Genomic DNA, 22,356 nt, shown 5'->3' on the forward strand with positions numbered 1-22,356 from the left:
CGCAGCGACCATTGCTGGTCCCACGGGCGTGGCAGGCCCAGCGCCTCATTCCAGGCCGGCAGCTGCAGGGCCCGACAGCGAGCCTTCTTCGACAGGGTGACGGCCATTGCCTCGATCAGGATGCGATAGACATTGTTTTCAGGCTGCGGCTCGGTCAGGCCAAGCGAGTTCACCTGTACGCCATAGCGGAACAGCAGCGCCTTCGGACTGGTCACGCCATAGCGTTCGCGGCCAATCTCTTCCCAGAGTTCCACAAAGGCACGCATCTTACAAAGTTCCGTAACGAAACGAACTCCGGCGTTCACGAAGAAGGAAATTCGGCCGAAGACCGTTTCAAAGTCTGATTCCGGAACCTGCCCTCCGGCTTTTACGGTATCCAGCACTGAGATTGCCGTGGCCAGAGCATAGGCGAGTTCCTGTTCCGGTGTCGCGCCCGCTTCCTGCAAATGGTAGGAGCAGACATTCATCGGATTCCATTTCGGGACCTCGGTGTAGCACCAGCTGACCATGTCCGAGATCAGACGCAGGCTGGGTTCCGGCGGGAACACATAAGTGCCGCGCGAGAGGTATTCCTTCACGATGTCATTCTGGGTGGTGCCGCGCAGCTTCTTGCGATCATCTCCGCGCTCATCCGCCAGTGCCACATACAGCGCCAGCATCCAGGCGGCTGGCGCATTGATCGTCATTGATGTGTTCATCTCTTCCAGCGGCAGCTGGTCGAACAGGAGGCGCATGTCGCCGAGATGCTTGACCGGCACGCCCACTTTGCCAACTTCGCCCTTGGAGAGGATGTGGTCTGCGTCATACGCGGTCTGGGTGGGCAGGTCGAAGGCAATCGACAAGCCTGTCTGACCCTTGGCGAGGTTGCCGCGATACAGTTCGTTGGATTTTGTTGCCGTTGAATGTCCGGCATAGGTCCGGAAAATCCACGGGCGGTCCGGTGCGTGCTGGTATGCTTTGTCCATGTCTGCCACGGAATTCTCCCCTTGTTATGTTGCGGCGCAGCATGCCGTGTGCGACGTCGCAAAGCAAGCGTCACTGCTTGCGTCAGGATGTCTGAGCAACCAGATAAAAGCGAGAGGAGACCCCGAGTGAATCAACCGACCAATCTGATCCAGACTGCATTGCTATTGCGGATGGTCGCTATCCTGGCCTTTCCGGTCGGTGTGGTGATTGCAGCGCTGATGGAGCGTAGTGTGCTCATGGTCGCCTTGCTCGCAGCGGGCATGTTGGCGGTCAGCTGGGTCGAGCGGTTTCGACTGCACCGGTTGTCCGGGAATGAGGGGTACCCCGCTATCACGGGATTATTGCCCGGCTTTGCTGCGCGAGCAGGCTTTCTGGCAGGCCTGTTCATTGTCAGTCTTGGCGTGCTCGCTCTGTTCCGTGAGACCATTCTGGCGCGGGGGCTCGGTCTGACTGATCTTGGTCTTTTTTCTGCCGTGGCTGGCGTTGCTCTGCTGGCCAATGCCATCAGTGCGCGCATGGCGACCCGGGAAGTGTCGAGTGTCATGGCCCAGATGAACGCCAATATCACGCCGCCGGGCGGGGCGTCTCAGGCTGGCGAAGGGCCGGGTGAAATCATCGAAGGCGAAGTGATCGACCGCGACTGAAACGGGTATGGTCTCGTTACCGCAAACATTCATGAGCACCATGCGTTTCCAGGCGGTTTCGTGAGGGCTGCAAATCGGCTATACGGCGCAGACTCTCAAGGAATTTCCCCTCAATGTCTGACATGATTGGCCTGATGGCCGCAGCTCTGACGACCCTGTCTTTCCTGCCTCAGGCCCTGATGGTCATTCGCACCGGAAGGACTGATGGGATATCGCTGATCATGTATGCGATGTTCACTACCGGCGTCGCAGGTTGGCTGGTCTATGGCATTCTGCTGGGATCGCTCCCCATGATCGTGGCCAATAGCGTCACGCTGCTGTTGGCCAGTATGATCCTGGCCCTCAAAGTGCGTCACTCGCTTCAGGCCAAAGCCCAAGCCGCGACCTTTTCCACATCAGCGCCAATCGCCTCATAATAGAGGCGCTGTACTTGCCGCGTAACAGGGCCCGGCTTGCCGGTGCCGACCGGTCGATCCTCCAGCTGTATGACAGGCGCAATCATAGCCCCCGCTGAGGTCGTGAAAATCTCCTTGGCAGCGTATGCCTCATCCGGTGTGAAGGCGCGCTCCTCGATATCCAGTCCCTGATTGCGAAGCCGGGCAATGACATGGGCGCGCGTAATTCCGGGCAGTATGTCGCTGGACAGATTGCGCGTGATGATCCGGCCCTCCTCGGTCACGATCCAAGTATTGGCTGAGGCCGCTTCGGTGACGTGGCCGTCCTCGACCATGAACGCGGTTTCGGCGCCGGCTTCGCGCGCAGCGCGGTAGGCGAGGGCCTGCGACAGGAGTTGAGTTGTCTTGATATCGCGCCGACGCCAGCGAATGTCGTTCAGGAAGATGGCGCGAATGCCCTGCTCGGCTTTCTCACTGATCAGGGGGCGATGATCCGCATACAGGAAAATTGTGGGTGTGAAGGTCTCCGGCCCAGCAAAATCCCGGGAGTCGTAGGCGCCTGCTGAAACTTCGAGATAGATCAGTCCCTCTGAAAGGCCGTTGCGGGCGATCAACTGGCTGTGAATGTCCTCCCACGCGGCCGCGTCATGTGGGTTAGGGATCGAAATTGCTTCCAGCGTGTTGCCGAGGCGCGACACATGACCTTCGAAATCGATCAGTTTTCCACCGTAAACAGCGGTCACTTCATAGGCTGCGTGGGAAAATAGGAATCCCCGGTCCAGCGGGGAGATCAGGGCGTCTTTCCGCTGGGTGAAGACTCCGTTCAGATAAACCGTGTCGCCGATAGACATGATTGCAACGCCCCTTTTTCGAAATTTGTGCAGCGCAACAAAATTCTTGCAAGCTCTTCGTTCAGCGGCCAAGGTGGCGGGAACCGGGTGGTTTGTGAAGCCACGAATAATTGTGCGCCAGACCATCCCGGACATGCAATCAAGGAGGAGGGCCCCCCTGCCATGGCAAGGGAAACCAAAGATATTTACGAGCTCGGCGAGATCCCGCCGGAGTTCCACGTTCCGAAGATGATGCACGCCTGGGCGATCCGCCGCGACCGTCACGGGCGTCCGTCAACGGCGATGCAGCTGGAACAGGTTCCGGTTCCGGAAATCGATTCCGACGAAGTGCTGGTCCTCGTGATGGCAGCTGGCGTGAACTATAATGGCATCTGGGCCGCACTTGGCGAGCCGATGTCCGTGTTCGACGTTCACAAGCAGGATTTCCATGTTGCAGGGTCCGACGCGTCCGGGATCGTATGGGCTGTCGGTCGCAAAGTGACACGCGTGAAGCCGGGTGACGAAGTGGTCATCCACTGCAACCAGGATGATGGCGACGACGAGGAATGTAATGGCGGCGACCCGATGTTCTCGCCCAGTCAGCGTATCTGGGGCTACGAAACTCCAGACGGCTCCTTCGCCCAGTTCTGCCGCGTGCAGGCGCGCCAATGCATGCCGCGCCCCAAGCATCTGACCTGGGAAGAGAGCGCCTGCTACACACTGACGCTTGCCACAGCCTACCGCATGCTGTTCGGCCACCGCCCGCACATCGTGAAGCCAGCAGACAATGTCCTTGTCTGGGGCGCCTCGGGCGGCCTTGGCAGCTTCGGTGTCCAGCTTTGTGCTGTCACGGGGGCGAACGCGATTGGGGTCGTCGGAAGCGATGACAAGAAAGAGCATGTGCTCAGTCTCGGTGCCAAAGGCGTGCTCAACCGCAAGGACTTCAATTGCTGGGGGCAGCTGCCAACGGTGAATGGTCCGGAATTCAATGACTATATGAAAGAGAGCCGAAAGTTCGGCAAGGCGATCTGGGAACTCACTGACAAGAAGGATGTCGACATCGTCTTCGAACATCCGGGTGAGTCGACTTTCCCTGTGTCTGTGTTCGTTGTGAAGCGTGGCGGCATGGTCGTCATCTGCGCCGGTACGACCGGCTTCAACCTGACCATGGATGCGCGCTTCCTCTGGATGCGGCAGAAGCGGGTACAGGGCAGCCATTTCGCAAACCTGAAACAGGCAAGCGCCGCGAACCAATTGGTGATCAACCGGCGCATTGATCCGGGCATGTCCGAAGTCTTCCCGTGGGAAGACATTCCGGCCGCGCACGACAAGATGCTGGACAACAAGCATCTGCCTGGAAACATGGCTGTTCTGGTGACCTCACCAAAGCCGGGTCTCCGAACGGTTGAAGATGTTCTGGCGGTAAACGGCCAAGCCTAGTAACAGGCCGTATGGCCAGACCGGACGCTGATTCGTTTGCCCGTGAATGGGTAGCAGCCTGGAATGATCACGACCTCGACGCTGTGCTGTCGCACTATGCCGACGGGGTCGTGTTCCATTCGCCGCGCATTGCGCTGGTGATGGGGACGGATGAGGATTTCCTGACTGGAAAAGCGGGGCTGCGCAAATACTGGCAGGCCGCAATGGCCAGCGCGAGTGATCTGTATTTTGAACTGGAAGACGTGTTGACCGGATCAGACGCGATCACGTTGCTTTACACCAACCATCGCGGCCAGAACGCGGCTGAAACTTTTATTTTCGATGAGGATGGCGAAATCTGTATCGCTGTCGCAACCTACGGCTAAAGCTCGTCCATGCCGCCCGGATTGCGCCGACGGCGGACCAACCACATCACGCCCCGCAAATCGGACAGGGCATCGGCCAATCGGCCAAAATTCGTATAGTTCGATGTTCCGCTACGACGCTCGCGATGATTCACGTCGCGATATTCCACATCGAAGCCTTCGGCCTGCATCAGGGCAGGGACGTAGCGATGGATATGATCGAAATAGGGCAACCTCAGGAAGGCTTCCCGATAGATCGCCTTCACGCCACAGCCAGCATCGTCGCAATCATCCCGCAGCAGGCGTTTGCGGATCTTGTTGGCAAAACTGCTGCCAAACCGCTTCCAGGCAGTGTCTTTACGCTTGGTGCGGCGGCCCATAACCATTTTCAGCGATTCCGGCGCATCTGCCCGCGTCAGCTGGCGGTACAGGTCCGGCAGATCGGCTGGATCGTTCTGTCCATCGCCATCCAGCGTGCCAATCACCGGCGCGCGCGCCGCCATTATTCCGGAACGGATGGCCCGGCTCTGCCCGGCATTGTTGCGGTGCCCGATCACGCGCAACATCGGAAAGCGCTCCTTCAGTTCGATCAGGCGTGCCCGCGTGTCATCAGTCGACGCGTCATCGACGAACACCATTTCGAATGCGCGCCCATCGAGCGCGCGGTGAATCTCGGTGATCAGGGATTCGACATTGCCGGATTCATTGTGAACCGGAACAACGATGGAGAATTCAAGCGACTGGGCCACGGCTGGCACCTTTCAGGCAGGGGCTCGCGAGCGCGCGAGGCAGGTTTCGCACGCTCATACAAAGCGATTTGACGCAAGGCGAGCCCTGCGGCGCATTTGTCACGCTAGGAATCTCAGCGCAAAACCCTGAAGACGCGCGGACATGAACAAGGTAAATGGCAATCATGACTTTGCTTGATCGACTTTCCACCGGCTGGAAACCCTGGTTCGTCCTGTTCATCCTCACATTCGGCGCTGCTGCGCCCGGCGTGTTCAATTTGCCTGCCCTCGACCGGGATGAAAGCCGGTTTGCTCAGGCTTCGAAGGAAATGCTGGAGGAGCAGGATTATATCCGCATCCAGTATCAGGATGAGCTGCGCAACAAGAAGCCGGCAGGCATTCACTGGCTGCAGGCCGCCTCGACGGCAGTGTTTACGGGGCCCGAGGCAAAGCAGATCTGGACCTATCGCGTGCCGAGCTGGTTGGGGGCCGCCTTCGGAACGCTTGCCTGTTTCTGGGCCGGACTGGTCCTGGTTGGGCGAAGGGCCAGCTTTGTCGGCTCAGCCCTGTTCGGCGCGACGCTCCTTCTGACATCGGAAGCGCACATCTCGAAAACAGACGGAATGCTCGTTTTCCTGACAACGCTCAGCATAGGTGCGCTTGCGCGCCTTTATATGCGCCGTGACCAGTCGAAAAAGATGGCGCTGCTCTTCTGGTTTTGCATGGGCACCAGCTTCCTGATCAAGGGGCCAGTGACGCCGATGGTGGCCGCCTATGCCGGGATCGGGGCATGGGTTTGGGCCAAGGCGACTGACGGAAAAGGGGGCGACTGGTGGCGCGTTTTGCTCTGGTGGCCGGGGCCAGCGATTTTCGTGGCAATGGTGCTGCCCTGGTTCCTCTGGATTCAGGCTGCGACTGATGGGCAATACATCAAGGGCGCGGTCGGCAAGGATCTGAAAGACAAGTTCACCGGCGCCTCTGAGGGGCATGGTGGCTGGCCATTCTACCATCTTACCCATATTCCGGCCTGGTTCTTCCCGGCGACCCTGTTCATCATTCCCGGCTTTGTGGCGGCGTGGAAGACGTTGAAGCCCATCAAGCCGCAAGGCGCGGCATGGCTGAAGCACGTTTTGTTGGTGGGCGCGGCATTGTTCGCGGTCTTGTTGATCTTGAGTTATCTGCTGCCCTTCCTGCCGCGCCCGGCAGGAACGGGACTGGCAGCACAAGCGCTGAACACAATTGCCACCCTCAAGCCGCTGCCAGCATGGCCAGCAGTCTTGCTCGCCTATTTCTGGTGGGTGTCGGGGCGCGACACATGGATGGCGAAGCATCCGGTCGGAGAAGCGATCATACCTGACGAGACGCGCGCGGTCCGCATGCTCGTGGCCTGGGCGGTCCTGACCTATGCCTTCTTCGAACTGATGCCGACCCTGCTCAGTCACTACATCCTTCCGGCCTATCCTGCCTTCGGACTGCTCGCAGGCTATGCAGCGGCTAAAATGATGGAAGGGGCATTGTGGCCCGTTACGCGATGGGCGTCCCTGATCCTGTTCGCGTTGGGGGCAATCCTCTTACTTGCCGCGTCATTCCCCGGTGTGACAACCTATTTCATGGCGGAAACGGCGGGCGATTTCTCGACGGCCTTTCCCGAAGACGTGCTCGCATCATGGGCGGATTATCGGGCGTTCCCACTTTGGTTCTGGTGGATCGGCTTTGGCCTTTGTGGAGTTGCCATCATCGAGTTCAGTCGGCGCCATGAGTGCAATGCTGCCATGTTCGCCATCTATGCGGCCGTCGCAATCGGCTGGCATATCCGCATCTTCATGCTGCCGAGCCAGATCTGGGTGCAGCCGACCGAAACGGCGCGTCTGGCGCTGGAGGATGTCTGCGGTGTGCCGGGCGAGGCGTGTGACTGGCAGCCGCCGGAACGCATCCTGGCGCTTGGCTATGCCGAGCCCTCCTATGTGCTGACTCTCGGCACGCAGAATCTCCACCCGCCGGAAACCCCGCTCGACCTGCCTAAAGACCCGTCCGCTTATCCGGTCGTCTATCTCGTCAATTTCGAGGATCGCAAGGCCGAGCCGCCGATCGAAGACGAGATCCGCCATTTGCGCGCTCAGGCCGACCAGATGCGCCTCTGTGTCACCGAGACCGAGCCTTACTATGCGTTGAATTATTCGAACGGGGACCCAGTCAATTTCCGGGCCCTCCGCTTCGATTATGGCGACTGCCCGGGTTGATTTCTAGAACTCGTAGCCGATCCGCACGCCATAGGTGCGCGGGTCGGAACGGAATGTGTCATACCCGATAAAGCCATAGCCTGAGACGGCATAGTCTTCATCGGTCAAGTTCCGTCCCCATACGGTCAAGCTGAGACCGGTATCTGTAAACACGAAGTTCGCCTCTGCCTGCAGGGTCGTGAAGCCGTCCTGCATGCGGCTGTCCAGGCCCTCTGGGTCGAGATAGTAATCACCGCGATACTTGGCGTGTGCGGCGAGGCTGGCCTCGATCGTTTCCGTAGCCGCGAACTCGTAGCGCCCGCCGAGGGTGGCGGAGACATCTGGTGCGAAGGGGAGGGGGTTGCCGTCAAATGTGTCGGCATTTCCGCCAATGTCGGACGACTGATCAATCTCGGTTTCCAGAAGCGTCAAGCCTCCATCCAGCGAAAGTTGCTCCGTAGCCTGCCATGCCAAATCGACTTCCACCCCGTAGGATGTCGCTTCATCGAGATTGGACAGCGAGTTGGACGTAATGCTTGAACCGTCGGGCAAGGCGAAGTTCACGAAGATGCGCGCCTGCGGGTCTTGATAATCCTGAAGAAATGCAGCGATGCTGTAAGTGAACGTATCGTCTGGTCGGCTCTTGTAGCCGACCTCATAGGCTGTGACGGTCTCTGCGTCGAACAAGCCCGCATCAGCGAAATGAGTGGCGTTATTCTGGACTTCGCCATTGAAGCCGCCCGATTTGTAGCTGTTGGAAACCGAGACATAAGCGTTGCCTTGGCCGAGTTCGTAGGCGAGGGCCGCGTTGCCCGAAAGCCGCGTCTCTTCGATCTCGTTCGCGCCTGCCGCCAGGCCGAGACCCCCGACATTATTGAAGCCAATCGTGCCATCCTCAAAGATGTGACGGCCGCTTCCCTGACCCTCAATCCGCTCATGCGTTACCCGCGCGCCGAGTGTAGCGGTCAACCGATCATAGAGGTCGAATTCATTATAGGTGAGGGCGGCCAGAGCCGAACGGTCCTGCCTGATATCTGTGACCAGAGTCATCGCGCGTGCATCTGAGGTCGGGGTTGGCCCTGCCCGGCTGGCGGCGCCGACATAAGGACAGGTGCCGAGCAGCGTGTCGGCATCCAGGTCGCCGCACCAGATCGTATAGGTCTGGCTGAAATCTTCCAGCGATCCCGATACACCGATCATGGTGCTGGCGCCGTCCCAGTCTGTCTGCAGGCGGAATTCCTGCGAGTACTGCCGGAAGTCGCGGATATAGGCGAGGTTGGCGTTGAAGTTCGGATTGTCGAACAGGGCGACGGCCCCGTCAAAGTCAAACCCGTAATCCTGATTGTACCCTTCGAAGGCCGTGAGAGATGTCAGCGTCCACCGCCCGACAGCGCGCTCATATTCTGCCGAGACGCCATAGAATTCATTGTCGGTATCCTGAACGCCGTCACGGCCCACCGCGATCTCATGGTCGTTAAGGTCAAGTGTATCATTGCGCGGTGCGGCATTGACGCCATTGTCTTCTTCATAGTGCGTGCGCACGAGCAGGGACCCACCAAACGCCTTGTCCCAATTGAGGCCGAGGCGCAAACCGAATTCGTCCCGCACACCGCCCGCATCTTCCGGGCCGGCAATATTGTCGAGTGCGGCGTCGCGCGACAAGTACCGCCCGGCGAGGCGATAGCTGAAGCCATTATCGTAGTGCTCCCCATAGGCGCCATCCAGGTCAGCGCGATTCAGGTTGCCATAGCCCGCCCGAACATACCGGCGCTGGTCCTCGCCAGGTTTCGCGGAGATGAAATTGATCGCGCCCCCGGACGCGTTGCGGCCATACAGCGTGCCTTGCGGGCCTTTCAGAACTTCCACACGGGCAAGATCATACAGCATCAGGCCCGTCTGGACGTTGGTCGCCAGATAGACGCCATCGGAATAGACCGCAGCGGCGGTGGGCGTCAGGGCCTGATGGTCAACCGCGCCGATGCCGCGAATCTGGAAGGCGACCTGCGTACCGTTTGCGACAGCGGCCTCAACCCCGGTCAGCAGGTCAGTCATGTCCTCGGCGCTGACATAAGCATCCGCCAGCGACAGATCCCTGGTATCAATCACGCTGACGGACATCGGAATGTCTGTCAGAGGCGTGGCGCTCGGGGTGGCGGTGGTGACGATCGTGTCCAGCCGGTTCACCGGGTCATCGGACTGGGCCGTGGCTGGGAGGGCAAAAGCGAGGAGGGCGAGCGGGGCGACTGAGCACTGAAATTTTTTCATGAGCGGCGATTACCAGCCGTTCAGAATGCGACGCAACTGCATTTAGCTGATGCCGAGGCTGCGTCAGCCAAAGCGACGTATTCTGGCAACACTATTACAGGATACAGGTTTAGCGCGGGGCGCGTTTTGCAAGGATGCGTTGCAGCGTCCGTCGGTGCATGTTCAGGCGGCGCGCGGTTTCCGAGACGTTGTGATTGCACAGCTCATAGACGCGCTGAATATGCTCCCAGCGAACCCGGTCGGCCGACATCGGATTTTCTGGCGGAGCGGGCTTTTCGTCAGGTGATGCGGCGAGCGCGCGAATGATGTCTTCCACATCTGCAGGCTTCGACAAATAGTCCACAGCGCCAGCTTTGACAGCGGCGACGGCTGTCGCAATGGCGCCATACCCGGTCAGGATAACAGCGCGGGCATCCGGGCGGTGCTTGTGCAGTACTTCCACCACATCCAGCCCGCTGCCATCTTCCAGGCGCAGGTCCAGAACGGCAAAGGCCGGTGGGTTCAGGCGGGCAATATCCTTGCCTTCGGACACGGTCGAGACGGCAGAGACCACGAAACCGCGCTGGGCGAGCGCGCGGGCCATGCGTTGCACAAACGGACCATCATCGTCCATTACGAGACATGAGCGATCCTCAACATCCTTGAGGCTCTCGTGCAAATTCACAGTGATGGGCCGTTCCATTGGCTTTTCCTTGATGTAACAACCGTCATATAGGTCTGAACCGGTCATTAATCCAAGTCAGGCGCCTGCAAAATGCCAAGGGGCCATAGAGTCTGGACGACCGCGCCCTTTTTCGGCGGGGTCCTGTTTCGGGTCGCGATGCGGCCGCCGGTGCGCTCAATAAGCGTTTTTGCGATGAAGAATCCAAGCCCCATGTCACCCCCGCCCAGATGCGCCTCGCCGCGTTGCGAGACATAGGGCTCGCCCAGTTTCGGCAGCACTTCGGCGGCAAAGCCGGGGCCGTCATCGCTGATTGTGACCATGATCTGGTCTGCAGTCCAAGTCGCCACGACGTTCACGCGCGTATCGGCGAAACTCACCGCATTTTCGATGAAGGCACCCAGCGCGTGCAAAACTTCCGGACTGCGTTTCAGGGTCGGCGCACGTGGTGTGCCATCTTCAGCAGGTTCCGCCCGGACGGTCAGATCCACGCCCAACCCCTTGAATGGCGCAGCGGCCTCGGCCACCAGCGCATCCAGCGGGATTCGCGCATGCACGATGTCGGTTGCTTCGCGCGCTTCACGGATCGTGGCGAGGATCGCGCGGCACCGGTCGGCCTGTTCGGCAATCAAGATGATGTCCTCGGCGCGCGGATCCTCGGGGTCGAGATCCGCCTGCAATTCCTTCGCGACGAGATGGATCGTGGCAAGCGGGGTTCCCAACTCATGTGTGGTCATTGCAGACATTGCACCGAGCGCGGACAGGCGTTGCTCGCGCGCCATGACGACCCCCGCTGCATCAAGGGCGCGCACGAGCCGGGCCTCATCCTGACTGACCCGCGCCGCCGACAAGGCAAAGAAGACCACACCGACAGCAAGGGCTGCGAACTGGCCAAGCTGGAACAGAGGCGGCAGCGCAATCGAAGAGTTCGCCACACCCCAGGGCAGGGGCATGTGAATAAGCGGCATCAGGGCCGCCAATACCAAGGCAAGCAAAGCGATAAGGGAGGCCCTGAACGAGCTGAGACTGAGTGCAGCAACAGTCACGGGGGCAACCAGAAGCAACAGGAACGGGTTTGACAGTCCACCCGTCGCGGCGATCAGCGCAGCCAATTGTACCGTATCGAATGCCAATTGCAGGGTCGCCTCCCACCCGCGCGTCAGGCGCTGGCTCTGGAAGGCAAAAGACAGGAACACGTTCAGCCAGGCCGATGCCGCAATGATCGACAGGCAAAGCGCCAGCGGCATGTCGAAGCCGAGCCCGAAGGCCACGAACAATACCGCTGCCGTTTGCCCGGCCACGGCCAGCCAGCGCAGCGTGATGAAAGTGCGCAGGCGCGTGCGCCCGAGGGCGGATTGCGCCGAGCCCAACCCTTCTGGGGGAAGGGTGAAGATCGCATCGTCGAGATCTATGTGTCCGTCTCGGGCCAAATCATCCATTTGCGCCTTATGCGGCAGCGTGACGCTTGCGCCAAGCGCCGCTTGCGGCGCATATCCCCCATATGATGCTCAGATCGATTGCAACGTCATCCGTCCTGCTCGCCACCGCCGTATTGGCCGCCTGCTCTCCCGCCAGCGCGCCGGAGAAAGACTCCGCCGGAGCGGTAAAGTCCGGAGGTGCGCAGGCCAGTTGCCTCAGCCGTGCCTATCCGGAGATTGGCGGGCCGATCTCACTCGTCTCCGATTCCGGGGCGCGTGTGACGGAAGCCGATTTCAAAGGTCGTCCGACGCTGATCTATTTCGGGTTCACCTATTGCCCGGACGTCTGTCCGATGACGCTCGTCAATGTGGAGCGCGCCTATGAGCAGCTGCCCGAAAGTGTTGAGCCGCCGCAGACATTGCTCATTTCGGTGGATCCGGAACGCGACACGCCCGAAGTTCTGGCCAGCTATGTGAAGGCGCCGCGCTTTCCGAAAAACCTCATCGGCCTGACGGGCACGCCAGAGGAAATTCGCGCGGCCGCGGATGAGTTCCTGTCGGACTTTTCTCGCGTAGAGCAATCTGAAAGCCAGTCCGAATACACAATGGACCATACGTCGCTGCTCTATCTGATGGATGAGAATTGGCAGTTGAAGACCTTCTTCACGCATGAAGACACGGCTGAAACCATCTCGGCCTGTCTCGGAGAGATCCTGCAGGATTAGGATGAAGGGCCCGACTTTCCAGCCGGGCCCTGAACCTCTTAGATGAACAGGCTTGCCGCGAAGAAGGCGAAGAACCCGCCAACCAGAAATGCGACAACGCTGACCCACCAGACGACCCAACTGAGCTGGCGCGCGCGCGTACACGCCCGTGCCTTCACCGGGTCAATTGGACAGGGCAGCGACCTTGCATGCCATTGCCAGGCCCCAGCCAACGCGATCATCAACGCTGCGATGCCGAACACGAGACCCTTGTTCTTGCCGAGCCAGGTGATCTGCGGCACGGCCTCGATCAGGCCTGCCATCACCGCGCCGGCGCCGATGCTGACCAGCAGGGCCGGTAGGGCGCAGCAGATCAGTGTTCCGGTTGAAGTGAACAGCGACAGGAAGGCGGGCAGGGTGCTGGGAGATTTTACGTCTTCGCTCATGCGTCGCCACCACGGTCGATGCTGACGAGCGAATAACCGGATTTGCGGATCAGCTTTTCGATCGTTTGATCATCCATCGTCGCGCCAGCCTTCAGGCCAAGGACGATTTCGCCATTGTCCAGGTCGACATTGACGCTTTCGACGGCGTCCTGCTTCTTGAACACCTTGCGGACGGCCTGTGCGCAAAAATCGCAGACGAGGCCGTTCACCTTGGCGGTGACGGTCTGGGCTGAAGCGGCCGGGTCGGCATCGGTATTGGGTTCAGCGACCATGTCGGCATGCGCTGAATGATCCATCTTCGAATGGTCCATCTTGGAATGATCCATCGTTTCATCAGCCAGTGCCGGAGCGGTGAGCAGGCAAAAAGCGAGGGACGCGAAAGCGGGTTTAATCAGTTTCATGAGTAGTATCCTTTGAAAGTCAGAACCGGACGATCCAGTTCGCGAGCAGCTCTTCGGTTTCCAGCGTGTAGCCGAGCTCGACCATCTGGACGCCCTTGAAGAACCGGACGAGGGGGGTTGTGGTAACGGGCTCATTGCTTTCGGGGTGGTTATCCACCTGCAGCATCAACCATGTGTGAAGGTCGCCATAGTCGCCGATATACGGGGCAACGCCGACGCGGCCGCTATGGCGCACGCTCTTGTTGCCGGCATAGTCGGTGGCTTTTGCCTCATAGGAGGTGAACCAGCGGCGAGTCTCCCAGTCCGCGGCGAAAGCGGCAAAACCGGACAGTTCAGGAGACTCACTCCCGAACGGATCGGCCTGACCCACACCCAATTTGAAATAGGTGTTCGCCTGGCTTGAAGGGCCGTTCCAGCGTTTCAGCAGCCGGTTGTATTGCAGGCCGGTGAACTGGACGTCTTCGGCCCAGTTACGCTCTGCATAGAACCCGATCGAGTCCGATGCGGTGGGTGAATAGTGTGCATGCAGCGAGGAGGAATCCCCATTGTTCATCTGCATGACCGTCCAGCCGCCTGGGTAGGAGACGGGACGGGCCTCGGCCATGGGAGCGAGCGCCGCCCATGTGAGACAGGCCGCGAAAGGCGCGGCACGGGAAAGGAAGGGCAAGGCCTTCTCCTTTGTTCCGGGTTGATCCTGAGATTATGAGAGGATCATCAGGCCCGGGGAGGAGGCGGCTCCGGAACGGATGCGACCGAGATTGGCGTCGCATCCAGGGGAATATTGAACAGTGGCGGGTAAAGGTCGCTATGGCCTTCAGGGGCAGCAGCACTCGGCAGGGCGGCGACGATCGCCGGACAGCAACAAGCCGTATCGTGCGATGGCGCGTTCTCATCTTCTGGCTGGGAGTGGTCCATGGACCCCATCCCCATGTCGCAATCTCCATTCATTGCAGTCATCACATGCGTCATCTGGCCCGCATCAGATGCAGGACAGCTGTCCTGCGCGGCGCTTGCCGTACCGGATGCGATCAGCAACAGGCTGAGGCAAAGAAGGGCGATCCTTTGGAACATCGTCGTTTTCTATCTCGCACGATAGCTGCGCCGTCAAATGACCTTTCAGTGAGCTATTGTGCCACCCAGCCGCCGTCCATGGAGAGGTCGGCACCATTGATCTGGTCAGCATCCGGCGAGCAGAGGAAGGCAACGAAGCCGCCAATCTGCTCGGCAGTCACGAATTCCTTGGTTGGCTGGGCGGCGAGCAGCACGTTTTTCACAACTTCATCACGCGTCATGCCGCGCGCCTTTGCCGTATCGTCGATCTGGCCATCGACCAGCGGGGTGTGGACATAGCCGGGACAGACCAGATTGCATCGTACGCCGTGTTCCGCACCCTCCAGAGCCGTCACCTTGGTCAGGCCGGAAAGCCCATGCTTGGCCGCGACATAGGCTGACTTGAACGGGGAGGCGACCTTGGCGTGGGCGCTGCCGGTATTGATGATGCGGCCCCAGCCTTTTTCTTTCATGGGTCCAATCGCCATCCGGGTCGTGTGAAAGGCAGCTGACAAGTTCAGCGCCATGATCAGATCCCATTTGGCCACTGGGAATTCTTCGAGGGGTGACACAAATTGCGTGCCGGCATTGTTGACCAGAATATCGGCACCGCCGAACTCGGCTGTCACATAGGCCATCATCTCTTCAATCGCGTCCGGATTGGTCAGGTCAGCGCCTGAATAGCCGATCTGTACGCCGTGTTCCTTTTCCATTTCACCCTGCAGGGCCTTGATCTCATCGGCGTCGCCGAATCCGTTCAGCACGACATTGCAGCCTTCCTGCGCAAGACGGTCTGCAATAGCCTTCCCGATCCCGCTGGTGGAGCCGGTAACGAGGGCGGTTTTCCCCTTGATCATGAATATGTCTCCTTGAGGCTGTGGCGTGCTATGGGTAGGAATAGGTCTGGCTCTGATAGAGCCGATTGATATTAGAGGAAATAGTGAGCGTTTATGGGCGGTGAAACTCTTGCCTTTGTCGAGGCATTCCCACGCTTTCTGTTGTGGACAGCAGCGGCTGGCGTGATGCTTGCCATCGCCAGCACCATATACGTGCTGCTGACCCCGTGGAAGGAGCTGGCGCTCGTAAAGGAAGGCAATTCGGCCGCAGGATTTGCATTGGCCGGGGCCATTGTTGGTCTTGCGATCCCCATTGCCTCCTGTCTGGCCTCCAGCGTCACCCTGATAGACTTGGCCATCTGGGGTGTCGTCTCACTCCTGATCCAGCTCCTCGTTTACCGTCTCGTCGATGTCTTGCTCACCGATATTCCCAAACGGATCGAAAAGGAGGAGGCTGGCGCAGCCGTCGTCCTTGTTGCGGCAAAGCTGGCATCAGCCCTGATCATTGCAGCGGGTCTCTGGGACCCGGTCCTGCAGAGGTTCTAACGGAGGTACTCAGGCAGTGATGCGTTCGTTTGACTGGGTGATCTATGCATTGGTTCTGGGCGTCGTCGTCTGGACCATGTTTTCGCAGGATCCAAAAGCTGACGCACCTGAGCCGCCGCCAACCGTCCTTGAGTCCGAAGGTCCGACCCTGCCGCCGCCGTCGCCATTGGACGAACAGGTGCTTGTCCAGGTCAGCGAGCCCAAGGACGGGATCGGCACTGCTTTCGCAGTGAACAAGAATGGTCAGTGGATCACGGCCCGGCATGTCGTGGACGGTTGCAACTCTGTCGGCCTGCTGGTGGCGCCCGGGCAATATGTGCCGGTCGACAGCATCGTCGTTGATCCAGATCATGACCTTGCCCTTCTTTCGACAGGTCGCAGCCCCAACTCGGTAAAACTTGATCTCGTATCTCCGCTTCGCATCGGCACGCATGGTTATCATGTTGGCTACCCTCAGGGACGACCGGGAGAAGTGGCCACGAAACTCATGTCCCGCTCGAAACTTATCACGCGCGGGCGCCGGGAAGGCGCTGAACCTATTCTTGCCTGGGCAGAGATCGGCCGGACCCGTGGATTGAACGGTTCGTTGGGGGGAATTTCTGGCGGACCGGTCTTTGATGCGGGGGGAACTGTGCGCGGCGTGATCGTGGCCGAGAGCCCGCGGCGCGGGCGTATCTATACGGCTGCGCCGACATCTATAGATGCCTTCCTGACCAGCCTGAGCGTGGAGCGCGAGGATGGCCCGACGGAGATTTTTGCCGAGGAGACTTACGGCCCGATGTCAGACAATGCCCGCCGCCGTCTTCAGGTCGTGAAAGTGGCCTGCCGGGTCACCCCATGACCAGCTTTGCCTCTCGCCTCATCGCTGGCGCGCGCCAGTTGGGCCCACTTTGCGTGGGTATCGACCCGCATCCTGGCCGTATCCCGGACCTGTTCGGCGGGGACACGCCCGAGGGGGTGGCCGCTTGGGGCGAAGCAGTCGTGGCGGCGGCGGCCGGACGCGCCTGCGTGGTCAAGCCGCAAGTCGGCCTGTTTGAGCGGCATGGGCCTGACGGAATGGGCGCATTGCAACGCGTCTGCGAAGCTTCAAGAGAGGCGGGCCTTCTTGTTCTCGCGGATGCCAAGCGCGGTGATATCGGGACCACAGCCAGGGGCTATGCAGCCGCATACTTGTCAGAAGCGGCGCCGTTCCCCTCCGATGCCGTGACGGTAAACCCTTATATGGGTCTCGATACGTTGGAACCCTTCCTCGAAGAGGCCGAGGCAAACGGCAAGGGGGTCGTCGTGCTCGCGCGCACGTCCAATCCCGGCTCAGCCGATTTTCAGGCGAGAGATCTTGAGGGCGCCCCACTCTATGCACGCGTCGTTGAGGCGCTCGCCCCGGCGATCCAGCGCCTGAAGGGGGCGGGCGAATGGTCCAGCCTGATGCTGGTGGCGGGCGCGACGGGCCCGGATGAGGCCCGCCAATTGCGACAGCTCGCGCCGGACGCGCTGTTTCTGGTGCCGGGCTATGGCGCGCAGGGCGGCGGGGCCGAAGATGCGCTTGCGGGATTCAAGGCGGTTTCAAATCGCCTCGAAGGCGGCGTCGTGAATGCATCGCGTTCCGTCACATTCCCGGCTGGATCAGACACCGTAGAAAGCCAAGCCGACTGGCACGCGCTTATTGTGGCCGCCATTGAAGCTGCTCAGACCGATCTCTCCATGCATGCCGGACGCGTGCCTGTAGCGTCGGGCTGACCTTAAGACAGGCCTCGACAATCGGCCTGCCTCATCTACTCTTTCCTGTGAGCGCGGCGTAAGACCGTTTTGAGGAAACAGACAGGGGAGTGAAACGGCCATGGCGAACTGGCAGTCCACCTTGATTGCGGGAGCATCCTTCGCAATCCTTGCCGCCTGCGGGCAGGCAAAAACAGCAGACACTGAGACACCTTCGGAGCCGGAAGCCTTTGCGGCGGTCGACACGAACCGGATAAGTACCGCGAGCGCAGCTGACGAATGGCTGACATATGGTGGGACTTATGACGAGCAGCGCCATTCGAGCCTGATAGATGTGAACAAGGAAACCGTCGCAGACCTGGGCGTCGCGTGGACTTATGACCTTGCCACCAATCGCGGCGTGGAATCGACGCCGATTGTCGTGGACGGCGTGATGTACGTCACCTCTGCCTGGTCGCTGGTCTATGCGCTTGATGCCAAGACGGGTGAGGAATTGTGGGTTTACGATCCGGATGTGGACCGCGCCGTCGGCGTGAAAGCCTGCTGCGATGTCGTAAACCGTGGCGTGGCTGTTTATGACGGCAAGGTCTTCGTGGGTGTGATTGATGGGCGGCTCGAAGCGCTTGATGCCGAAACGGGCGAAGTTGTCTGGAGCAAGGTCACCGTTGATCAGTCCAAGCCCTATACGATCACCGGTGCGCCGCGTGTGGTGAATGGCAAAGTGTTGATTGGCAATGGCGGTGCCGAGCTCGGTGTGCGCGGTTATCTTTCGGCTTATGATGCCAATACCGGAGACAAGGTCTGGCGGTTCTACACTGTTCCGAACCCGGAGAAACAGCCAGACGGCGAAATCTCGGACGCAGCCTTTGAAGACATCGGCAATGTCACCTGGGGCGATGAAGGCGCCTGGGTCACCGATGGTGGCGGCGGAACTGTCTGGGACTCCATCGTCTATGATGAGGTCAACGACCAGATCATCTTCGGGGTCGGCAATGGTTCGCCGTGGAACCGGGAATTCCGCGATCCGTCTGGTGGCGACAATCTCTTCCTGTCCTCCATCGTTGCGGTGGATGCCGAAACCGGTGCGTACAAGTGGAATTTCCAGACCACGCCCGGCGACAATTGGGACTATACAGCCACGCAGACCATCATTCTGGCAGACTTGCCTGTTGGCGAAGATGGTGAAGCGCGCCGTGTCGCGATGCAGGCTCCGAAGAATGGCTTCTTCTACGTACTGGACGCGGAATCCGGCGAGTTCATCTCCGGCGATGCGTTCGTGCCGATGAACTGGGCAGAGGGCCTCGACGAAAACGGTCGTCCGATTGAAATCGCCGATGCACGGTATGGCGCGGTCCCTTACGAGCAGCTGCCAGGCCCCCTCGGTGCACACAACTGGCATCCGATGGCCTTCAATCCGGATTTGAACCTCGCCTATATTCCGGCGCAGGAAATTCCGCAGGCCTATGCTCGCGATCCGCGCTTCGAGACCCAGCCTGTCGGCTGGAATACGGGCGCAGACTTTTCTGCTGGCGTCCCGCCGATCGCGCCGCCGGAAGTCGCCAAATTCCTGCGCTCAACCCTCAAGGGACGCTTGATCGCATGGGATCCCATTGCCCGCGAAGCGCGCTGGTCGGTGGAACATGGCAATGCCTGGAATGGCGGCGTGCTGTCCACGGCAGGCGGTCTGGTTTTCCAGGGCAAGCTGAATGGCGATTTCGTCGCCTATGATGCCGAAACGGGCGACAAGCTCTGGAATCATGAACTCAAATCCGGCGGCGCGTCCGGCCCCGGCACCTACATGATCGATGGTGAGCAATACGTCACGATTACGACTGGTTGGGGCAGTGCCTTTGGTCTCTCCGCAGGCTTCGCCTATGACGAGACCGTGCCCTCTACAGTCGGCAAGGTCGTCACCTTCAAGCTGGGCGGCACGGGCGAAATCGCCGACCCGGATTTCCCGATGATCGACAAGACCCCGAAAGCCGACTCGTTCGGGGACGAGACCATGATCGCCGAGGGATCGGTTCACTATGCCCGTAACTGTACCGTCTGCCACGGTCCGCTGGCGGTCAGCTCGGGCGTTCTGCCGGACCTGCGCTGGTCGGCGATCAGTGGCAACGAAATGGCGTGGAAAGGTGTGGTGATCGACGGAAACCTCGCCGCCAATGGCATGGTCTCGTTCGCAGATCATCTGACGCCGGATCAGGTGGAATCGATCCGCGCCTATGTGCTGGCGCAGGCCCATGCCGCTGTCCCGGCTGGCTCCGGGGGCGAATGATCGAATTGTGAGTAGCGCAGCCTGCCGGGCCGCGCTACATACGCCGGATGCATATAGTCATCCTCATTCTGGGTATCCTGACAACGATCGGCATCTGGTCGTGGCGTATCCAGATGGCCCGCCGCGGCGCGAAAGTGACGATGGATGCGGCGCGCACGCTTACGAATGCGCCTCGCCGCTTTGCCTTCAAATACAAGGCAGGCCGCAATGGCATCAGCCTGATCGAAGACCCGCGCGAAGCCGCCGCCGTCATGATGATGGAAGTTGCCCGTGGCCGGGAAGGGCCTCTGACCGAACGACAGGCGCGCATCATAGATGATGAGATGATGCAGAATTTCAGCTTCACCCAGGCTGAGGCTGATGAATTGTCCGCCCATGCGGCTTGGGTCACCAATTCCGCGCCGGATCCCCAGCGCGCCATGCGCAAGCTGAGCGAATTGATCGTCAGTTCCCCGCAGCTTGGCCCAAAGGAAATTGTCGATCTCGACGCGATGCTGGTGGCGGTGTCCGAGGCGGAAGGCGTGCCGACGCGCGAACAACTGGCCCTCCTGCAAGTGTTCCGGGACAAGGCAGGCCTCAAGACCTGAGTCTTCCAACCGCTCAAGAACAGTTGCGCCTTTCGCCCTGGCACAATAGGGAATTTGGCCATGTCAAAGTCACTTCCCAGCGAATACCGCGCCAAGGTTCTCAATGAGTCCTGGACGAATTTTTCCGTCCTGCGTCATGGCCGGTTTGATGGCCTGCTCGTTACCTCCAAGAATTCCGGTACGCACTGGCTGAAATACATGCTGGCAGTGGCGCTGGCGGAAACCCATGGCATTCCTCACCCGCAATACTTTTCGGAGAATGCGGTGCGCCCCTATATCGGCTGGCCGAAGGACGATGCGACCTTTCCGGAACTGCCGCGCCTGGCGTTCAGTCACACGATCCCCCACCATCTGGCCGAATGGGGCTGGGCCCGCAGCCTCGCCAGCCTGCCGCCATATGTGCTGGCTGTACGACACCCGATGGCGATCCTGGCCAGTCACCACGCCAAATGGGAATACGACATCAAGGTTGACTGGTTGACCTATCTGAAGGGCGATCCGGGCGGATCGAAGTATCGCTGCGATCTCTACTGGCTCGCGCGCTTCTGGAACCGTTGGGGTGATATTCGTGCGCGTCATGGCGACTCGATCCAGCTGACCCAGTATGAGCGGACCCAGCAAGACCCCCGCGCGGCGTTGGAAGCGGTCTCGAAGCATTGGTCTCTCGGGCTCAGTGCCGATGCCATCAATGTAGCGCTCGCGGCAGGCACGAAGGACGCCATGGCGCAGAAGATCGATCCGGATGCGGAGCCTAATGTGCTGCAGAACCGCAAGACACCGCTAACCGAACTCTTCACCGGCGAAGCGCTGGATATCTACACAGATCATATCCGAACGCTGTTCCGGCATGATCTGGATTATGACCTGTTCAGCCTTCCGGCTTGAGATAGCCGCTTGAGCGTCCGTCGGCGGTGTATTTGATCCACCACGGTTCGGCTTCCGCCTGTTTCTCCAGTTCAAGGAAGACCGGGTCTTCAAGGATGGCCGCCGAATATTCGGCCGCGGCCCCTGTCAGGGGCAGGCCATAGGTGCGGAACCGCGTCACAACCGGCGTATAGAACGCATCCGCAGCGCTCCATTTGCCGAACAGGTAAGGGCCGCCATCGCCATGTTCAGTGCGCATCTGGTCCCACATGGTCTGGATGCGGGCAATGTCAGCCTCAAGACCTTCGGTCATTTCCGGCGTGGCTTCCCGGCCGCGAATATCCATCGGACAGGCCTTGCGCAGGGCGGGGAAACCCGCATGCATTTCGGAGGTCACCGCGCGGGCAATCGCCCGCTTGGCGGCATCTTCTGGCCAGACCTCTCCAGTCGGCGCCCAATCGGCGATCCATTCCGTGATCGCAAGGCTTTCCCAGACCGTGACATCGTCCCAGATCAACAGTGGCACTTTTGCTGTCGGGCTGATCTCTTTCAGTTTTGCCGATGTGTCGGGAAAGTCGAGCGGCACGATCACTTCTTCCACCGGCAGGCCCACGCGCCGCGCGGCAAGCAATGGCCTGATCGACCAGCTGGAATAGTTCAGATTTCCAAGGACCAGCTGTCTCATGCGCGCTTTCCTTGCCCGATCAGCCATTTCGTTTCGCGCACGTCCACGCGGTCGAACACTCCTGCCTTATTATACGGGTCCTGCTCGGCCAACGCCTTGGCCGAAGCCAGGTCATCGGCCTCGACCAGGAAGACAGACCCGATCATCGCGCCATCCTCGGACAGTAGCGGCCCGGCCATGCGTAGCTGGTCCCCCAATCCTGCAGCCCATTCCAGATGGGCCGGCCGGGTCGCGGCGCGCAACTCGGCGCCATTGGTTTCATTGTCCAGATTGTGAAAACAGAAAAGGCGCATGACGAACGACTCCGAATGAAGGCAAGATTTCCTGTTCGTA

At 60.0% G+C, this 22,356-nt stretch carries 25 protein-coding genes; 12 read left to right on the plus strand and 13 right to left on the minus strand.

Annotation, left to right across the window (positions count from 1 at the left end; all coding sequences use genetic code 11):
• On the minus strand, positions 1 to 965 hold a 965-nt coding region (locus B2P82_RS11450; protein WP_290497126.1), incomplete at its 3' end, for a methylmalonyl-CoA mutase family protein.
• 126 nt (positions 966 to 1,091) lie between these two features.
• Here B2P82_RS11450 and B2P82_RS11455 point away from each other — a divergent pair.
• Together B2P82_RS11455 and B2P82_RS11460 are read left to right on the plus strand one after the other, a co-directional pair.
• A complete protein-coding gene (locus tag B2P82_RS11455; RefSeq protein ID WP_290497095.1) occupies positions 1,092 to 1,610 on the plus strand; it encodes a hypothetical protein in 519 nt (172 codons plus the stop codon).
• A gap of 113 nt (positions 1,611 to 1,723) precedes the next feature.
• Entirely contained in the window at positions 1,724 to 2,026 is a 303-nt protein-coding gene (locus tag B2P82_RS11460) for an SWEET family sugar transporter (protein ID WP_034817631.1), read from the plus strand.
• On the opposite strand, the gene B2P82_RS11465 is transcribed toward B2P82_RS11460, so the two are convergent.
• Positions 1,972 to 2,856, minus strand: a complete 885-nt coding sequence (locus B2P82_RS11465; protein ID WP_206991932.1) for an aminotransferase class IV — start codon at positions 2,854 to 2,856, stop codon at positions 1,972 to 1,974. The genes B2P82_RS11460 and B2P82_RS11465 overlap by 55 nt on opposite strands.
• Positions 2,857 to 3,018: 162 nt before the next feature.
• Here B2P82_RS11465 and ccrA point away from each other — a divergent pair, with 162 nt between their 5' ends.
• Positions 3,019 to 4,275 carry a crotonyl-CoA carboxylase/reductase gene (gene ccrA / locus B2P82_RS11470; RefSeq protein ID WP_034817636.1) on the plus strand — a complete coding sequence of 419 codons (1,257 nt, stop codon included), beginning with the start codon at positions 3,019 to 3,021 and terminating at the stop codon, positions 4,273 to 4,275.
• A gap of 11 nt (positions 4,276 to 4,286) precedes the next feature.
• Positions 4,287 to 4,640 carry a nuclear transport factor 2 family protein gene (locus tag B2P82_RS11475; protein ID WP_034817639.1) on the plus strand — a complete coding sequence of 118 codons (354 nt, stop codon included), beginning with the start codon at positions 4,287 to 4,289 and terminating at the stop codon, positions 4,638 to 4,640.
• Here B2P82_RS11475 and B2P82_RS11480 read toward each other — a convergent pair.
• Positions 4,637 to 5,368 carry a glycosyltransferase family 2 protein gene (locus B2P82_RS11480; RefSeq protein ID WP_084333547.1) on the minus strand — a complete coding sequence of 244 codons (732 nt, stop codon included), beginning with the start codon at positions 5,366 to 5,368 and terminating at the stop codon, positions 4,637 to 4,639. The two genes, B2P82_RS11475 and B2P82_RS11480, sit on opposite strands and share 4 nt — an antisense overlap.
• 155 nt (positions 5,369 to 5,523) lie before the next feature.
• Between B2P82_RS11480 and B2P82_RS11485 the strand changes: the two genes are divergently transcribed.
• Positions 5,524 to 7,587: an ArnT family glycosyltransferase gene (locus B2P82_RS11485; RefSeq protein WP_290497096.1), complete on the plus strand. Its 2,064-nt coding sequence runs from the start codon at positions 5,524 to 5,526 to the stop codon at positions 7,585 to 7,587.
• Positions 7,588 to 7,590: 3 nt separating this feature from the next.
• On the opposite strand, the gene B2P82_RS11490 is transcribed toward B2P82_RS11485, so the two are convergent.
• From B2P82_RS11490 to B2P82_RS11500, 3 genes are all read right to left on the minus strand, one after another.
• Entirely contained in the window at positions 7,591 to 9,831 is a 2,241-nt protein-coding gene (locus B2P82_RS11490) for a TonB-dependent receptor (protein ID WP_290497097.1), read from the minus strand.
• Positions 9,832 to 9,940: 109 nt separating this feature from the next.
• The gene (locus B2P82_RS11495; protein ID WP_051608054.1) at positions 9,941 to 10,513 is read right to left on the minus strand and encodes an ActR/PrrA/RegA family redox response regulator transcription factor; all 573 of its coding nucleotides are present in this window, start codon (positions 10,511 to 10,513) and stop codon (positions 9,941 to 9,943) included.
• 47 nt (positions 10,514 to 10,560) lie between these two features.
• Positions 10,561 to 11,931: an ActS/PrrB/RegB family redox-sensitive histidine kinase gene (locus B2P82_RS11500; protein WP_034817651.1), complete on the minus strand. Its 1,371-nt coding sequence runs from the start codon at positions 11,929 to 11,931 to the stop codon at positions 10,561 to 10,563.
• 62 nt (positions 11,932 to 11,993) lie between these two features.
• Between B2P82_RS11500 and B2P82_RS11505 the strand changes: the two genes are divergently transcribed.
• On the plus strand, positions 11,994 to 12,635 hold the full coding sequence (locus B2P82_RS11505) for an SCO family protein (RefSeq protein WP_290497099.1): 642 nt from the start codon (positions 11,994 to 11,996) through the stop codon (positions 12,633 to 12,635).
• A gap of 38 nt (positions 12,636 to 12,673) precedes the next feature.
• On the opposite strand, the gene B2P82_RS11510 is transcribed toward B2P82_RS11505, so the two are convergent.
• From B2P82_RS11510 to B2P82_RS11530, 5 genes are read right to left on the minus strand one after another with little or no spacing between them, the layout of a single operon-like run.
• Positions 12,674 to 13,060: a hypothetical protein gene (locus tag B2P82_RS11510; protein ID WP_206991937.1), complete on the minus strand. Its 387-nt coding sequence runs from the start codon at positions 13,058 to 13,060 to the stop codon at positions 12,674 to 12,676.
• Positions 13,057 to 13,461, minus strand: coding sequence for a heavy-metal-associated domain-containing protein (locus tag B2P82_RS11515; protein WP_290497100.1), 405 nt, complete (start codon positions 13,459 to 13,461; stop codon positions 13,057 to 13,059). Before B2P82_RS11515 ends, B2P82_RS11510 begins: the two co-directional genes overlap by 4 nt.
• 19 nt (positions 13,462 to 13,480) lie before the next feature.
• The gene (locus tag B2P82_RS11520) at positions 13,481 to 14,128 is read right to left on the minus strand and encodes a hypothetical protein (protein ID WP_290497101.1); all 648 of its coding nucleotides are present in this window, start codon (positions 14,126 to 14,128) and stop codon (positions 13,481 to 13,483) included.
• Between the two features lie 47 nt (positions 14,129 to 14,175).
• Complete coding sequence (locus B2P82_RS11525; protein ID WP_290497102.1) at positions 14,176 to 14,532, minus strand: hypothetical protein; 357 nt, start codon at positions 14,530 to 14,532, stop codon at positions 14,176 to 14,178.
• 53 nt (positions 14,533 to 14,585) lie between these two features.
• Positions 14,586 to 15,368 (minus strand): 3-hydroxybutyrate dehydrogenase, encoded by a 783-nt coding sequence (locus tag B2P82_RS11530; protein WP_290497103.1) that lies wholly within the window; start codon positions 15,366 to 15,368, stop codon positions 14,586 to 14,588.
• 93 nt (positions 15,369 to 15,461) lie between these two features.
• On the opposite strand from B2P82_RS11530, the gene B2P82_RS11535 reads away from it, so the two are divergent.
• The 6 genes from B2P82_RS11535 (at position 15,462) to B2P82_RS11560 (ending at position 21,359) form a co-directional block, all read left to right on the plus strand.
• Positions 15,462 to 15,893 (plus strand): DUF350 domain-containing protein, encoded by a 432-nt coding sequence (locus B2P82_RS11535; protein WP_290497105.1) that lies wholly within the window; start codon positions 15,462 to 15,464, stop codon positions 15,891 to 15,893.
• A 19-nt stretch (positions 15,894 to 15,912) separates the two neighbouring features.
• On the plus strand, positions 15,913 to 16,734 hold the full coding sequence (locus tag B2P82_RS11540) for a S1 family peptidase (RefSeq protein ID WP_034817667.1): 822 nt from the start codon (positions 15,913 to 15,915) through the stop codon (positions 16,732 to 16,734).
• Entirely contained in the window at positions 16,731 to 17,630 is a 900-nt protein-coding gene (pyrF, locus tag B2P82_RS11545; protein ID WP_290497106.1) for an orotidine-5'-phosphate decarboxylase, read from the plus strand. Before B2P82_RS11540 ends, pyrF begins: the two co-directional genes overlap by 4 nt.
• A gap of 100 nt (positions 17,631 to 17,730) precedes the next feature.
• Positions 17,731 to 19,887 carry a PQQ-dependent dehydrogenase, methanol/ethanol family gene (locus B2P82_RS11550; protein ID WP_290497107.1) on the plus strand — a complete coding sequence of 719 codons (2,157 nt, stop codon included), beginning with the start codon at positions 17,731 to 17,733 and terminating at the stop codon, positions 19,885 to 19,887.
• A 47-nt stretch (positions 19,888 to 19,934) separates the two neighbouring features.
• Positions 19,935 to 20,474 carry a hypothetical protein gene (locus B2P82_RS11555; RefSeq protein WP_290497108.1) on the plus strand — a complete coding sequence of 180 codons (540 nt, stop codon included), beginning with the start codon at positions 19,935 to 19,937 and terminating at the stop codon, positions 20,472 to 20,474.
• Positions 20,475 to 20,534: 60 nt separating this feature from the next.
• Complete coding sequence (locus B2P82_RS11560; protein ID WP_290497109.1) at positions 20,535 to 21,359, plus strand: sulfotransferase family protein; 825 nt, start codon at positions 20,535 to 20,537, stop codon at positions 21,357 to 21,359.
• Here B2P82_RS11560 and B2P82_RS11565 read toward each other — a convergent pair.
• Together B2P82_RS11565 and B2P82_RS11570 are read right to left on the minus strand one after the other, a co-directional pair.
• The gene (locus tag B2P82_RS11565; protein WP_290497110.1) at positions 21,343 to 22,023 is read right to left on the minus strand and encodes a glutathione S-transferase family protein; all 681 of its coding nucleotides are present in this window, start codon (positions 22,021 to 22,023) and stop codon (positions 21,343 to 21,345) included. The genes B2P82_RS11560 and B2P82_RS11565 overlap by 17 nt on opposite strands.
• A complete protein-coding gene (locus B2P82_RS11570; protein WP_290497111.1) occupies positions 22,020 to 22,316 on the minus strand; it encodes a YciI family protein in 297 nt (98 codons plus the stop codon). The genes B2P82_RS11565 and B2P82_RS11570 overlap by 4 nt, the downstream gene beginning before the upstream one ends.
• Between the last annotated feature and the right edge of the window lie 40 nt (positions 22,317 to 22,356).

Origin of the sequence: Hyphomonas sp. UBA4494 (assembly GCF_002388935.1) — a bacterium.
Lineage (GTDB): Bacteria > Pseudomonadota > Alphaproteobacteria > Caulobacterales > Hyphomonadaceae > Hyphomonas.

Bases quoted from the DNA above. Each gene is read 5' to 3' on its own strand.
- B2P82_RS11460 (WP_034817631.1), top strand. From the start codon at position 1,724: ATGTCTGACATGATTGGCCTGATGGCCGCAGCTCTGACGACCCTGTCT.
- B2P82_RS11465 (WP_206991932.1), bottom strand. From the start codon at position 2,856: ATGTCTATCGGCGACACGGTTTATCTGAACGGAGTCTTCACCCAGCGG.
- ccrA (WP_034817636.1), top strand. From the start codon at position 3,019: ATGGCAAGGGAAACCAAAGATATTTACGAGCTCGGCGAGATCCCGCCG.
- B2P82_RS11475 (WP_034817639.1), top strand. From the start codon at position 4,287: ATGGCCAGACCGGACGCTGATTCGTTTGCCCGTGAATGGGTAGCAGCC.
- B2P82_RS11485 (WP_290497096.1), top strand. From the start codon at position 5,524: ATGGCAATCATGACTTTGCTTGATCGACTTTCCACCGGCTGGAAACCC.
- B2P82_RS11490 (WP_290497097.1), bottom strand. From the start codon at position 9,831: ATGAAAAAATTTCAGTGCTCAGTCGCCCCGCTCGCCCTCCTCGCTTTT.
- B2P82_RS11495 (WP_051608054.1), bottom strand. From the start codon at position 10,513: ATGGAACGGCCCATCACTGTGAATTTGCACGAGAGCCTCAAGGATGTT.
- B2P82_RS11500 (WP_034817651.1), bottom strand. From the start codon at position 11,931: ATGGATGATTTGGCCCGAGACGGACACATAGATCTCGACGATGCGATC.
- B2P82_RS11505 (WP_290497099.1), top strand. From the start codon at position 11,994: ATGATGCTCAGATCGATTGCAACGTCATCCGTCCTGCTCGCCACCGCC.
- B2P82_RS11510 (WP_206991937.1), bottom strand. From the start codon at position 13,060: ATGAGCGAAGACGTAAAATCTCCCAGCACCCTGCCCGCCTTCCTGTCG.
- B2P82_RS11515 (WP_290497100.1), bottom strand. From the start codon at position 13,461: ATGAAACTGATTAAACCCGCTTTCGCGTCCCTCGCTTTTTGCCTGCTC.
- B2P82_RS11525 (WP_290497102.1), bottom strand. From the start codon at position 14,532: ATGTTCCAAAGGATCGCCCTTCTTTGCCTCAGCCTGTTGCTGATCGCA.
- B2P82_RS11530 (WP_290497103.1), bottom strand. From the start codon at position 15,368: ATGATCAAGGGGAAAACCGCCCTCGTTACCGGCTCCACCAGCGGGATC.
- B2P82_RS11535 (WP_290497105.1), top strand. From the start codon at position 15,462: ATGGGCGGTGAAACTCTTGCCTTTGTCGAGGCATTCCCACGCTTTCTG.
- B2P82_RS11540 (WP_034817667.1), top strand. From the start codon at position 15,913: ATGCGTTCGTTTGACTGGGTGATCTATGCATTGGTTCTGGGCGTCGTC.
- pyrF (WP_290497106.1), top strand. From the start codon at position 16,731: ATGACCAGCTTTGCCTCTCGCCTCATCGCTGGCGCGCGCCAGTTGGGC.
- B2P82_RS11550 (WP_290497107.1), top strand. From the start codon at position 17,731: ATGGCGAACTGGCAGTCCACCTTGATTGCGGGAGCATCCTTCGCAATC.
- B2P82_RS11555 (WP_290497108.1), top strand. From the start codon at position 19,935: ATGCATATAGTCATCCTCATTCTGGGTATCCTGACAACGATCGGCATC.
- B2P82_RS11560 (WP_290497109.1), top strand. From the start codon at position 20,535: ATGTCAAAGTCACTTCCCAGCGAATACCGCGCCAAGGTTCTCAATGAG.
- B2P82_RS11565 (WP_290497110.1), bottom strand. From the start codon at position 22,023: ATGAGACAGCTGGTCCTTGGAAATCTGAACTATTCCAGCTGGTCGATC.
- B2P82_RS11570 (WP_290497111.1), bottom strand. From the start codon at position 22,316: ATGCGCCTTTTCTGTTTTCACAATCTGGACAATGAAACCAATGGCGCC.